The following is a 13,657-nucleotide window of genomic DNA, read 5'->3' on the forward strand; positions in this document are numbered from 1 at the left end:
CTAAGCGTCTTTGGTCAGCCCAAACTATCACAATTCGGGCCGACTGATAAAAGACCCTAGAGTGCTCCGAGATCAAATTGGGCCGCTTCTTAGCCCAATTTGATCTCGGAGCACTCTAAAATCTATATAAATAGAGTGAAACTGAGCCAGCTTGACTCAAGCTGATCCAGTTTCACTCTCGTGAAGCCTATCCGGTGAAAAAGGCAAGAGCCAGCTTTCCTCAACACACACCAAGCTGCTCCGCTTCTCGTCCAACCGCAATAACAGACCTGCACAATTTGGCAACTCACGAAAGACAACGCACAAAGAAATACCGAATTTACTCTCCAAGCAACGGCTCATATCGCCGATCAGTGAGGGTTTTGAGGAAGGCCACAAGAGCGTCGATCCGCTGATCATCCAAGGCCGGACCCATTTCCAGCTTTTTCAGGGAGAGGGTCCCGTCCACTTCTGGCGGGCTCCAAGACTCGCCGGTTTCCGGATTGATCTGACGGGCGGGATTGCGACTGTTGTACTTGTTGTAAAAAAGGATGACCGTTCGCAAATCCTTGAAGACGCCATTGTGCATATAAGGACCCGTCACTGCCACATTGCGCAGGGTGGGCACCTTGAACTGACCCTTCATGGCCGGATCGTCAACTTCGGGGTTTTCGAACAAACCCAAGTCTACGACATCGGACTGACGGGCCGCATTTAAGGCCTTATTCGCCGGAACACCAATGTTGTGATAACTGTGGTCGGTGAAAAGTTCCCTCTCCTTGCCAGGGAGATCATTGAGTTGATGGCACTGATTGCAGTTGGTGAACTGCTGGGAAAAGAACAGAGTCCGCCCCAACTCTTCCTGGTCGGTAAAGTGATCCTCGCCACGCAGGACCCGGTCATATTTTGAATCGAAGGGGGAAAAGGTCTCCGTTCCTTCGTAGGCGGCGATGGCCTCACCCATGGCGGCATAGCCCGCCTTCGGATCGTCCAGCACACCCGGCTTGAACAGCCCGTCAAAGGCCGCGACATAGGCGGCGTTTTCCTTCAGCCGCGCCACCACCGATGCCGCATCGGGCATGCCCATTTCCGCAGGGTTCAACGGCGGTCCCACGGCCTGATCCGCAAGGGTGGAGGCCCGACCGTCCAGGAACTGGCCGCCCATATAGGTTCCATCCGGACGTTTCGTGAAAGGGGGAGTCAGCGCCGCATAGGTCGCCGTTGGCGCATTTCGGTTGCCCAGGGACACCCCATCATCCCCAAGAGACGCGGCCCCGCCGGGTTCTGCACCGCGCGCATCGACAAAACCGTTATCCGGCATGTGACAGGTGGCGCAGGCCTCGGTTCGGTTCTTGGAAAGGGCAACATCATGGAACAGGGCCTCTCCCAAGGCTTCCTTGGTCTTGAATCCCTCGTCCGCCAGGGCGGGGGCGACCAAGGCGCCACTGAAACCGGCAAGAAGTCCAAAAGTCAGGGCGAAAACCGGACCAATTCCGGTGGCAGAAAGTGACGGCATGGCGGACCTATCCAGGAAAAAGGCGCCCCAGAGAACGGCGCGTTTGATAGTGACTCTCAATCGCCGACCATAACCCTTGAAACCCCATGGTCAATGGAAAAGGAAAACCCCATTTTTCTGAGTTGGTCTTTTTTCCCTTGCCCTATCTGGTTTCAGGCCTTCGCCCTTTCGAATTCCCTCTTGAAATGAGTCCGCATGGCGTCCGGGTCAAAGTCGAGAACCGCACCACCGGACTCGAAATGGACAATGAACAGGTGCCCCAAGACCCGGGTGAAGGCTCGGGCCAGTAGGGAGACGGTGGCCACGCCAACCCCAACCCCCAGAAGAGGGACGGCCTTGGCGACCAGTCCGCCGAGCCCGACACCCGCAGCATAGGGCGCAAACCCACCGACCAGGCTACTCACGATGGCACGGGCGGCGTTTTCATCGAAGGGCCGCTCATAAAGGGCGCTCAGGTCCGCCAGCATTGAGAGTTGAACACCGGAGATGGCCGCCGCGTCCAAGAAGGGGACCGGCACCGCGCCTCCCAAGGTCGCCCAATTGACTTTGCGCGCCACCAAGGCCTGAGCCTGCCCCAGACGGGACGCCCGTCCCCCTTCGGTCTCACCGGTGGGCGAGAGAACCTCGGCCCGGATATCCACGCCATCCTCCCCCCTGGCCGATGCGTCGCGCTCCATATGGGGAGCCGTCTCGCCCTGCTTATCCATGGTTTGATCTTTTCCCTTTCCCGATTCCATCTGATTTCCCCCGTCGGCAGTAGGAGCTTGCCCCCCCTTTGGGGCGCTTTTGGTCTGTGCACCTGGGGCAGCCTTCGCTTGCGCGCCAGGGGCAGCCTTCGTTTGCGCGCCAGGGGCGGTCTTCGTTTGCGCGCCAGGGGCGGTCTTCGTTTGCGCGCCAGGGGCGGTCTTCGTTTGCGCGCCAGGGGCGGTCTTCGTTTGCGCGCCAGGGGCGGTCTTCGTTTGCGCGCCAGGGGCGCGACGCCTCAATCCAGGTAACGTCTTCACCATGGTCACCACATCCTAGACAGGGTTGGCAAAAAGGGCATCCACCTCCGCCCGGATGGCGCCATCGACCAGGGCCAGCCGCACCGCCTCGGGCACGCCATGGGGATCCGTCTCGATCAGAGGAATGGGGAGCAAAGCCTCCCCCGCCGCCCGCCATCGGGTGACAGGTCGCTGTCGATCGCCGTCGATCAGAGCCACCCGCTCTCCCGCCGCGCCCCAGGCCGCAGCTAGACAGACCGCCAGAGTGCTCTTGCCACTCCCCCCCTTCATGGTGGCCAGGGCCACCGTCTTCGGAGTCGTCGCCGGTCCCTCTGCCATAGGCTCCCCTCCCTTCCCTCACCCCACGCCGCACTCCGACCGCCCAGGTTCTCGACGATCAGGGCGCGATGGTACCGCGAATGGGGGAAAAACCCAAATGGCGCGACGCGTCAGGCTTTGGATGCCACCGCCTCCACCAAAGCCTGAAAGCGGGGATGGGAGCGGAGGGAGTCCATATCGGCATCCTTGGCGAGATGCTCCGCATCCGGGAGTGTTCCCTGTGCGGCACAGTCCTCCAGGATATCCAACGCATCTTCCGTTTCACCCCGTAGCGCGAATAGGCAAGCGAGATTGTAATTCGGTTTTCCAGATAGACGGCTTGCTTCTCGCGTTCTCTCTTCCGCCTCGCGTAATTTATCGAGGCGGGCCTCCCCACTCAGCTCCCCCGCCTCCTCCAAGAGTGCAGTCCCCCAATTAGAGAATGCTTCACACTTATCTCGTTTGATCCCGACAGCGTCAGCATACTTCTCATTGGACTCTCGGAAATTGGCCGCTCGGGCCTCTCCACTCAGACCCTGCGCCTCCTCCGAGAGCGCATTCCCCCAATTATAGAGTGCCTCATGGTAATCAGGCTTGATCTCGACGGCAGCGGTATATTTCTCATAGGATTTTCGGAATTTGTCCACACGAGCCTCCCCACTCAGATCTTTGGCCTCATCCGAAAGCGCAGCCCCCCAATTGTTGAAGGCCTCATGCAGATCCGGCTTGATCCCAATCGCAGCGGCATACTTCTCATAGGACTCTCGGAATGTGGCCGCCCGGGCCTCCCCACTCAAACCTCTGGCCTCTTCGGAGAGCGCATTCCCCCAATTGTAAAAGGGCTCTTGCTCGTCCGGATTGATCCCTACGGCAGCGGTATACTTCTCATAGGCCTTTCGGAATTTGATCACCCGAGCCTCCCCACTCAGCCCCCGCGCCTCTTCGGAGAGCGCATTCCCCCAATTGGTGAACGGCTCCTGCTCATCGGGCTTGATCCCAATGGCAACAGCATACTTTTCCCCAGCCTCACGGAATTTGGACGCCCGGGCCTCCCCACTCAGACCTTCGGCCTCCATCGAGAGCGCATTCCCCCAATTGTTGAAGGCCTCATGCATATCCGGCTTGATAGCAATCGCAGCGGTATACTTCTTTCCAGCCTCTCGGAGTTTGGCCGCCCGGGCCTCACCACTCAGACCTCTGGCCTCGTCAAAGAGTCGATTTCCGTATTCGACGAAAATCCAAGCCCGCAGGATCCGCTCTTCCTCCGTCATGTCCTCTGGCAGGGTCGCCTGACCCGACGACAGACCAGACATCAGATCCTCCGCCGCGTTGCCCACGCCCGACCGGCCCCTCTCCCATGTGTTCGCGTCTTCCTCGAGACGGATCCGAGTATCGGATAGCGTATCCACGCCCAGATCATCGCTCACCGGATAGTCCGGCAAGGGCGCCAACTGCCCGAGAACATGCGCGGGAGGATTGGTCAGGATCAGAGGTGGCCAGCACCCCAGACCCGTAGCGATTTTGATCATGGTGCGGTCGAAATCGCAGCCGCCGGCATAAGCTGTGTAGTCCTTATCGAGCAGTGGCTTTAGGTGCCGTTTCGGCTCCTTGTCGTACCCCAGCCAGATGAAATCGTTTCTGGAATCAAACGACTCCGCCATCACGTCAAAGGCGGCGTCGGCCTCTCCGCTGTAGCCAATCACGATGGTGAGGTGATGGCGGATACTGTCCTCGACCACCGGACGGATCGCCTCGGCGTGTGCCTTCGTTTCCTGCTCGGAGTTCAGGAGCTTCAAGCCATAGCTCTGTCCGTGCAAGTGAAAGATCGCCTTGTCCGACAGGTTTTGAATTTCCCGGGTGGGCGAGACGCCGAAATCGTAGACGGGCAGGTGGTCCCCCAGAAGCGCGGTCGCCCGTTCCAACAGGAAATCGAAGTTAAAGGTCAGAATCCGCCGCACCTGGGAGGCCTGAATAACGCAAGCCAGAGCAATATGCCCCCAATTCATGCGGGAGCCGTCGAGATAGGGCTGGATCAGATCTTGCCGAACCCGGGGGGAGAGGGCGTGCATGACCTTGCCGTAGTGTTTCCGGTCATCCGGGCTCAAGTGCCCCAAACAATGGCCGTACTCGGCGTTGATCCGCTCCACCAGTTCCCATGCGAGAGGGATCCCTGCAGACTTCGACGCGCCCGCACCAATGATGAAGGTGATATCCCGCGCCGTCCGAATGTAATCGGTAACTTCCTTGACCCGCACGCTTGCCCCCGGAATCCCATCATCCCCAAGGGCAGCACGTTAAACGGTTATTCAGATCCCGGACAAGGCGAGAGGTGTGGACGAGTGGCAAAAAATTTGTTCCCCGCAGATTGGCGGGACTCATGCCTGTCCATATTCAGGGTTCCTCATTTCCGCATATGCGTTGTGGGATTCACGTTTCTCTGAGCCGCACCAAAGTTAAAGAATACGGTGTTTTCCTTCGTCATCCCCGTGAAAACGGGCAACTGTTTATTCAGGTATGGGCGCTTTGCGCGTCAGGATACGTCAATCGCCGCCGCTGGTTCTTCCCACCCTGGATTCCCGCGTACGCGGGAATGACGAGTAAAAACAAAACGTTACGTCCGCGCCACAGTGAACTCGAGAAACGTGCATCCCTTAGCGCCTACGCGGGGATGACGGGGAGAGGAGCGGGGAATGCCGAACGCAAACAAAACGTTGGCTCTATTCGCGTGCAACCTCGCTCCTCCCCACCAAGGACTGGGGTCCGGGGCCTTTCGGCCCCGGCAGGGGGCGGGACAGCGTCCCGCGTTTTTCCCCTTCCTAAAACCCCGTCTCGTCCGGATAAATCCCCGCCGACGTGGGCAGGCCGTCATCAAATTTCGACAGGTAGTCGACGATCATCGGCCGGTTCACCGTAAAGCCCTTGTAATCCGACAACTCGTCCGGCAGGTCCCGGATCACCCGGTGCAGACGACGGCCCCATTTGGGCACGGTCGTCAGGTCCTCAAGGGAGGCCAGATAGCCCCGGATGGGGAAGGCGATGGCATTGGAGCGGGGCAGACGCCACAGGGTTTGCAACTCCACCCGCAGGTTTTGCTTCCTGCCGACATTTTCCGGTGTCAGCGTGCGCTTTTCCGGACCCCATTTGTGGTAGTTCTCCGGGCTGGTATCCAGGCGAGGATTGACGGTCATGGTCCAGTTCAGGCGCCGCGACGGCTTGCCCAGGGGAAGCGCCAGCAGGAATTTCAGGGCCCGTTGGAAGATGCCCATTTCGTGGGCCTTGGGCACGGGGGCGTGCCATTCATAAAAGTTCATGCCCACGTCAAAGTCGAGCGACCAATCGGCCTGACTGGTGACCATGCCCGCATCCATCCACAGGTTGTCTTCGCGCTGATCGAGCAGCGCGTGGTCTCCCTGGGTCTGGCGGGTGATGTACTCCAGGGGACCGCATGGAAGCGTGGTCGGGTCGAGGAAGGTGAAGCGCTGCTCGATCTCCATGGGTTTGTTGATCCAGTGCCAGCGGTCGCCGTCCTTGGTCAGGCTGAACAGGTCCGGATAATCCTCGGCCTTGGACTCCATCACCAGTTCTAGGAAATCCCAGCCCGCCAGCTCCATATGGGGCAGGGATTGGCAGCGAAGCGGGTCCTCGGCCAGGGTGATGGCCCGGTCCCGCATCTCGGAAACATAGTGCTCGTCCACGTCGAAGCGCTTGTTGAACGGGGTGCCCTCCCGTCCGCCTGCGTGGGGCTCCAGATTGACCGAGTACATGTAACTGTCCTGGTCAAAGGGAAAGGGGAAGCGGCGGATGGCCTCGGGCGAATTGCGGTAGGTGTAATCGTCCCGGAAGGTCTCGTCATTGAACTGCATGGTCATGGCGGTGGCCTATCGATCCAAAAGGAGCTCTTCGCCCTCAAAGCGCGAAACACAGGGCATGATCTTGGTCTGGGCGGATTTTTCGTCGTCCTCCAGCCAATGGTCGTGGTGGGCGATCCGGCCCTTGCAGGACCGCACTTCGGTCTCGCAGCGCCCGCAGGCCCCGCCCCGGCAGCTCCAGGGGATCTCCACCTTTGCGTCCTCCAAGGCCTCAAGCAGGCTCTGGTTGGGACCGACGGTCAGGGTCAGGCCGGAGCGCGCCAAGGTCACCGTAAAGGGCTTGCCCGGCGGCGGGGACAGGAAGGCCTCGGAATGGAGCACGTCCTTCGGCCAGTTCAGGCGTTGGGCCGCGTCCTCCACGCCAGCGATCAGTCCTTCGGGGCCGCAGGTGTAGACATGGGTGCCGAGCGGTTGGTGGGCGAGGATCGCCCCCGGATCCATGCGGTTGCCTTCCTCGGACAGATGGATCTTGATCATCGGGGCTTGGGGCAACAGCTTGAGGCCCGCAGCCTCCGCTCGGGAGCGGGCGGCATAATGCAGCTCGAAGGGCTGTTGCAATCGGGTGAGTTGGCGCAATTGGGCCAGAAACGGCGTGATGCCGATGCCTCCGGCAATGAGCACATGTTTCCGCGCCCGCAGGTCCAGGGCGAACAGGTTGACCGGCGCGTTGATGCGCAGCAGATCCCCCTCGGACACCTGTGTATGCATGAAGCGGGAGCCGCCCCGGCCGCGATCTTCCCGACGCACGGCAATCTCGTAGCCGGAACCGTCCAGGGGGTCGGAAATCAGGGAATAGGCATTGCGACGCAGGGTTTCGCCATCCTGCATTTCCACCACCACATGGGCGCCACCGGAAAACAACGGAAGCGTTTTGCCCTCGGGGTGTTCGAAACGGAACCGCTTGACCAGGGGAGTCAGGGCCTCCACCTCGGCCACGCGCAGCATCAGGCTGGTCATGGTTGGATCTCCTGGGTGGGGGGCACGACGCCCGGGGTTTCGGCATCGACGCAGACACCCTGGAAAGCTCCCAGGCGGCGGGAGAAATGGTCGCGGACGAACAGCGTCAACCCGCAATGGGAGCAGACGAAGGGATCCGTGGTGACGTTTTCGGTTATCCCCTTGCAGTGGACACATTGCATACGCCGGGCAATGGAGCCCCGGTGTTCGGCCTGGATAGCGCCCGAAGGCAAACCAGCGGCAGCGGCCAGGGCCACGGCCTGACCAATCAGCCCCTCGGTCCCGGCAAGGTAAAGGCTGGTGCCCATGCGCGCATCGGCCAGGGCCTTCTGGAACCGCTCCAGGCAGGCGGCGAAGCTGGGGCTTTCGTGATAGCTGGCGGCGCCCAGGGCTTTCAGCCGGGCACCGTGGTCCGTCCCCAAGGGGATGAACATCACATGGGCCTGCTCCATCACCGAAGCGTCCCGGGTGGCCAGGTCGATCAAGGCCTCGGCGCCGACGCCGTCGGCCAACATGATCGCGGGGGCCGGGCCCCGGGACACCAAGTCCGCATAGACCGGACGGGTGGTGATGGAGGGGGAAAATTCCGTACTTGGCATAGCGGTGTCCTGTCCTATGGAACAAACGGGACAACGCTGCTTCCGCGCCGCCCCGTTTTCACGGCGTCTCAGCCCTTGGCGGTCCGACGCTTCTTGTCCGGATCGTAGAAGGGCATGGGGTGGGCGATGGCCGGGATGGTCTTGTCCGGGTTTTGGATAACCAGCGGGGTCCCTTCCACGGCACAGTCCACGGGCATACGGGCGATACCGACATTGTGGTTGTTGAGCGGGCTATAAAAGCCCATGGTCACGACACCAACCGGCTTGCCGTCCTTCAGAATCGGCGCGCCCTCCGCAGCCGCTTCGGTTCCGTCCAGCTTCACGCCGTAGATCTTGAAACGCTCCTTACCCTTCAGGCGGTAATGCTCCTCGGCACCACGGAACCCGGTCTTGCCCGGAGAGACGGTGAAGTCCAGGCCCAGCTCCCAAAGAGTGTCTCCGCAAGGCTCGTCCTCAAAGGGGTACATCTCGGAATTATCGTAGGGGAAGAACAGCAGGTAGCTTTCCGCCCGCAGCATGTCCAGGGTCGTGAAGCGGGTGGGGATGATCCCCATCTCGGCGCCCTCGGCGACGATCGTGTCCCAGATCTCCACGGCATCCTGGCGGCGGCAGAAGATCTCGTAGCCGCGCTCACCGGTGTATCCCGTGCGGGAGATGGTGACCGGCTTGCCAAACAGGGTGGTGTGAATATGGCTGAAGTACACCACATCCCGGATACCCGGCACATGCTTCTCCAGGTAATCAACGGCCAGCGGCCCCTGTAGAGAAATGTCGTGCAGGTCATCGTCGAACAGGACCGTCACATTGCGACCGGTGGCGGCCATGGTCAGTTGCTCGTGGCCCCTGCCGGAGCCATGGACAACCATGAAGCTATGGGGTCCCATCCGATAGACCACGCAATCGTCAACGAACTTGCCCCGGTCATCGAGCATGCAGCAATAGGTCGAGCGGCCCGGCTTCAGCTTCTCGATATCCCGGGTCACGGCCCGGTCGATCACATGACTGGCATGGGGACCCATGATGTGGACCTTTTTCAGGCCCGAGACATCCATGACCCCCGCCTTGGTCCGGATAGCCATGTATTCCTCGAGCTGGTCCTTGTCATAGGTCCAGGCGGTGCCCATTCCGCTCCAGTCTTCCAGGGCGGAGCCGAGCGCCCGGTGCCGGTCGGCCAACGCCGAAAATCTCCACGATGCGGTCATGATGGTCCTTTCCTTTGAGGTCGGTGACCGAAGGGGGTCCCGGGACCCCCTTCAGTCGTCGATTGGATCCCGGGCGAGGCTAAATCGCCCGGGAACCCCGATTACTTCTGGCCTTTCGTGGCGGCCTCGTAGGCGTGCTTCTCGTGGCGCCAGCCACCGATGATCGCCACCACCACGCAGGCCAGAGACAGCAGGATCCACAGCCATTCGACCGAGCCGTATCCGGCGTAGATGGCACCGGTGATGCCGTCCCAGGATGTCGCGTCAAAAGGAGCTTCCATGGGTTTTACCTTTCGATAGGGGAGAGGACCGCCTTACTCGGCGGGGCTGACGGAGGCTTGCAGCCCCTCGGGATAGGCAGAAGCGGGCACCTTGGTCTTGTCCAGCCCCTGGACTTCCGCCTCGGCGGGCACCCGCAGCTGACCTGTCACCTTGAGGATCCAGGAAATGGCATAGCCCGGGACGAAGCCCAGCGCGCCCATGACGACGGCGCCAACCAACTGGCCGGTGAAGGAGGTCTCGATGACGTCCTCGCCAAACATGGCGGGATAGCCCTGGGCGGCGATGCCGACGGCGAGAAGCCCCCACATGCCCAGGAAGCCATGCACCGCGAAGGCGCCAACGGCGTCATCAATGCCGCGCTTTTCAATGAAGGAGGCAACAAACGGCATGGCAACGGCGCCGAGGAAGCCGATCACGAAGGCCATCGGCGGATACCAGACATCCAGGCCAGCGGCGCAGGAAATGATACCGCCCAGGGCGCCGGACATCATCCAGAAGGGATCCCGGGTGATCATCCAGGCGCCGATGATGCCACCGGCGAAGCCCATCAGGGTGTTGAAGCTCATGCCCGCCAGGGTCATCGGCGTGCCATAGATGGTGCCCTCGATGGTGGAGGACCAGCTCCAGGCTTCGCCGGGGACGATGACACAGCCCATCAGGAAGCCCCAGAACCCGGCGATGATCAACATCAGCCCGATCAAGGTCATGGGCATGGAGTGGCCGGGGATGTGATTGGCGGACCCGTCGGGATTGAACTTGCCGATACGCGGTCCGAGATTGATCACCACGCCCAGGGTGAAGAAGCCGGCGATCATATGCACGACGCCTGCGGCACCGAAGTCATGATAGCCAAACTTGGTCACCAACCAGCCGTCAGCATGCCAGCCCCAGGCCGCGGCCAGGATCCAGACGAAGGAGCCCAGGACGATGGCCAGAACAACAAAGCCGGTCAGCTTGATCCGCTCGATGAGCGAACCCGACAGGATGGAGGCAGTGGTGGCCGCAAACAGGACGAAGGCGCCCCAGAAAACACCCGATGACCGGTCATCCAGGTTTGGCCCCATGGCCGGGCTCCAGGGCAGAGCCACATCGTTGGCGTAAGCCAAGCCCGAAATCCCCATGGGTCCTTCGGACAGGTCCAACCCCGTGGGGAAGGCCCAATAGATCCACCAGCCGATAAAGTAGAAAAAGGGAACGATCAACGCGAAGGCTAGAATGTTCTTGATGCCGGACGCCAGCGCGTTCTTCGACCGCGAGGCGCCCATTTCGTAGGCAAGGAATCCCGCATGGATCAGAATCATCAACGGGATCGTCAAAAAATAGAATGTTTCAGAGAAGGTGGTGCCAGTGGCATCCGCCTTCGCCTTCAAATCCGCCACCGTGGCGGCTAGAGTCGCAAGGTCCTGTTCCACGTCAAAGCTCCTTATGGCTGTGGAATGGGGCGGTTACGGGTCTTTCCTCGCCTTCATTTGCCCGGATTTCCGGGCTCTACCGGGGTTGCCCCCCCGGACAGTCACCCCCGGTCAAGACCGGGGACGTTCCTTTTTCGGGTCGTAATGCGGAAAAGCGCTGACGGTCGCCGGGATCCGCTTCATCTGTCCGTCGAGACGTCCCACCTCGACAGCAGTTCCGATTTCCGCATGGGTCACATCAATCCGGGCCAAGGCAATCCAGGTCCCAGTTCGGGGCGAGCGCATGGCCGAACAGACCACACCCACTTGGGCACGACCTATTCTTACGCAATCACCGTGCCAAACTGGCTCCTGCCCCTCGATTTTGAGACCCACGAACCTGCGGGCGGGGGAGGTTTTCCGCCGTATCAGCGCCTCCCGCCCGATGAAATCCGCAGCCTTGGATTTCAGAGGTACGGTGAAGCCGACGCCCGCTTCAAAGGGATCGGTCTCCTCGGAGAAGTCATAGCCCGCAAAGATCAACCCAGCCTCGATGCGGACCAGGTCCAGCCCACTCAACCCCATGGGACGGATGCCCAGGGGCTGGCCTGCGGCCCAGACCGCCTTGAAAACCGCATCTCCGTCCTTGGGGTGGCAGAAGATCTCGTAACCCAGCTCGCCGGTGTAGCCCGTGCGGGACACCACCACCGGTGCCCCGGTCGCCCCGCCGATTCGACCTACCGTAAAGCGGAACCATCCCAGGTCAGAGACGGCGGGTTGATGGGGCGGGGTCCAGAGGATTTCGGTCATCAGCTCCCGGGACTTGGGTCCCTGGACGGCCAGATTGTGCATCTGGTCGGTGGAAGACCGAATACTGACCTCCAGCCCCAGAGCCTCGGCCTGTTCGCGCATCCAGACGCCACCCTCGTCCGAGCCGCCGATCCAGCGGAAATTCTGGTCGCCCAGACGAAACAGGGTGCCATCGTCGATCATGCCGCCATGGGGATAGCACATGGCGGAATAGACCACTTGGCCGTGACCCAGCTTGCTGACGTCCCGGGTCAGAACCCAGTCCATCAGGGCCGCCGCATCCGGTCCGGTGACCTCGACCTTGCGCAGAGCCGACAGGTCCATTGCCACGACACCTTCGCGACAGGCCCAATAGCTTTCGACCGCGTCACATTCCGGAAAAGAATTGGGCAGCCAAAAGCCGCGATACTCGACAAAATCCCGGGTCAGGGCGGCGAAATTCTGGTGAAAGGCGCTTTCCCGCGTCATGACAGGCTCCGCGTCGGGGGTGGCGCGCCAAGCCACGGAGCGCCGGAAAGGCTCCTCCGCGTCGTAACAGCGCACATGGATATCGGTGGGATGCCAGCCATTGGCGGGCGAGGTGTCGTCCGGGCAGGCAGAGGAGACACAGACAATGTCCGTCAGGGCCCGCAACAGCACATAGTCACCTGGACGGGACCAGGGTTCGTCCGCGACCATGACCCCATGGGCATCAATGGCCGTATTGAAGAAGAAATTGGCAGCCATCCAGCCCGCTCGTCCCGGAACTCCGTAGGACGCGAGGGCGGTGTTGAAGTTTTCGGAACAATTGGCATGCCCCGGATAACCAATATCGTCGTAGTATTTGGCCGCGCAGGCCAGGGCGAAGGCGTCATGGCGACCGCAGGTATCCTGGACGACTTCCACCAGGGATGTCATCTCCTGGTCCAGGTACTTGGCGTGCAGACCGGGCATGGGATAGGCATGGCCCTGGATAGTGCGGGTGGTGGTCACATCCAGGGGGTGAACGAGACCCCGGTCCAGCTTGCGGGCGTCAAAGCACTGAAAATCCGTACACTGACGGCCATCCACGTCCATGATCTGGATGAATTGACCGGCCTTCACCAGATAGGCCTCGGCAGTGCCCGAATGGACCCGCAGGTCAAACAACGGATCGGCCAGGGGGTCGGGCAGAGCAAATTGCTCCTGTTGGCGAGGCTTGGCCCGGATCAGTCTGACGGTCAAGGGCGTCGTGGTGTCCTGAGCCAGGAAATCCATCACTCCGCCAGGGGCAGCGATCACCACCCATCCCCTCGCCTGAGCGGCGAAACAGGCTTTTACCCCCGCCTTGGTATTGGCACTGAACAGACCAACGGCCCGGGCTCCGGCCAGATCGATCTTCCGCTTTGTCAGCCCCGCAGCCACCCGCGCCAGACTGGGCTCGCCCGACGCCAACAGAGTTTGCAGGCCCTCAGCGGGGATATCGGCATTCAGGCCGAGAATCCCCGCATCCAGGCGCCCGTCGTCATGGGCGGCGAGCAATTCGCAGCGCTGCCCTCCCTCGGCATTGGTGATCTCGATCCCATCCCCCGGCGCCACTTCAACGACAAGCACACCCCGCCCCGGAACGGTATAACGTTCCTCCGCCGACCCCAGGGAGAAGGCAGCAGCCCGGCGGGGACGGGTCGGCCGGGGAGGACCCGCGCGAAAAGGATTGAGAACAAGGGGGTGTGGCGACACAGACGTCATTACACGAAAACCTCTCGGGGGGATACGAAAGGAACGGGCGCCCT

General features: G+C 61.3%; 11 protein-coding genes. All 11 read right to left on the reverse strand.

The features are described from left to right. Positions 1 to 319: 319 nt before the first annotated feature. The gene (locus ACLIRY_RS03290; RefSeq protein WP_413203904.1) at positions 320 to 1,495 is read right to left on the reverse strand and encodes a cytochrome-c peroxidase; all 1,176 of its coding nucleotides are present in this window, start codon (positions 1,493 to 1,495) and stop codon (positions 320 to 322) included. Between the two features lie 152 nt (positions 1,496 to 1,647). Beyond that, positions 1,648 to 2,202, reverse strand: a complete 555-nt coding sequence (locus tag ACLIRY_RS03295; RefSeq protein WP_413203905.1) for a YcjF family protein — start codon at positions 2,200 to 2,202, stop codon at positions 1,648 to 1,650. Positions 2,203 to 2,514: 312 nt separating this feature from the next. Next, positions 2,515 to 2,817: a ParA family protein gene (locus tag ACLIRY_RS03300; protein ID WP_413203906.1), complete on the reverse strand. Its 303-nt coding sequence runs from the start codon at positions 2,815 to 2,817 to the stop codon at positions 2,515 to 2,517. A 110-nt stretch (positions 2,818 to 2,927) separates the two neighbouring features. Continuing rightward, positions 2,928 to 5,051: a TPR end-of-group domain-containing protein gene (locus ACLIRY_RS03305; RefSeq protein WP_413203907.1), complete on the reverse strand. Its 2,124-nt coding sequence runs from the start codon at positions 5,049 to 5,051 to the stop codon at positions 2,928 to 2,930. 561 nt (positions 5,052 to 5,612) lie between these two features. Next, positions 5,613 to 6,665, reverse strand: coding sequence for a heme-dependent oxidative N-demethylase family protein (locus ACLIRY_RS03310; protein WP_413203908.1), 1,053 nt, complete (start codon positions 6,663 to 6,665; stop codon positions 5,613 to 5,615). Positions 6,666 to 6,674: 9 nt separating this feature from the next. Further along, positions 6,675 to 7,622 carry a PDR/VanB family oxidoreductase gene (locus ACLIRY_RS03315; protein ID WP_413203909.1) on the reverse strand — a complete coding sequence of 316 codons (948 nt, stop codon included), beginning with the start codon at positions 7,620 to 7,622 and terminating at the stop codon, positions 6,675 to 6,677. Next, positions 7,619 to 8,221 (reverse strand): dimethylamine monooxygenase subunit DmmA family protein, encoded by a 603-nt coding sequence (locus ACLIRY_RS03320; RefSeq protein WP_413203910.1) that lies wholly within the window; start codon positions 8,219 to 8,221, stop codon positions 7,619 to 7,621. Before ACLIRY_RS03320 ends, ACLIRY_RS03315 begins: the two co-directional genes overlap by 4 nt. Positions 8,222 to 8,289: 68 nt before the next feature. Beyond that, positions 8,290 to 9,423, reverse strand: coding sequence for an aminomethyltransferase family protein (locus tag ACLIRY_RS03325; protein ID WP_413203911.1), 1,134 nt, complete (start codon positions 9,421 to 9,423; stop codon positions 8,290 to 8,292). A gap of 101 nt (positions 9,424 to 9,524) precedes the next feature. Further along, positions 9,525 to 9,704, reverse strand: a complete 180-nt coding sequence (locus ACLIRY_RS03330; protein WP_413203912.1) for a hypothetical protein — start codon at positions 9,702 to 9,704, stop codon at positions 9,525 to 9,527. Between the two features lie 33 nt (positions 9,705 to 9,737). After that, a complete protein-coding gene (locus ACLIRY_RS03335) occupies positions 9,738 to 11,117 on the reverse strand; it encodes an ammonium transporter (RefSeq protein ID WP_413203913.1) in 1,380 nt (459 codons plus the stop codon). Positions 11,118 to 11,228: 111 nt separating this feature from the next. Next, positions 11,229 to 13,613 carry a DUF1989 domain-containing protein gene (locus ACLIRY_RS03340; RefSeq protein ID WP_413203914.1) on the reverse strand — a complete coding sequence of 795 codons (2,385 nt, stop codon included), beginning with the start codon at positions 13,611 to 13,613 and terminating at the stop codon, positions 11,229 to 11,231. Between the last annotated feature and the right edge of the window lie 44 nt (positions 13,614 to 13,657).

The organism is Rhodospirillum sp. A1_3_36 (assembly GCF_047263945.1).
Classification (GTDB): Bacteria; Pseudomonadota; Alphaproteobacteria; order Rhodospirillales; family Rhodospirillaceae; genus Rhodospirillum.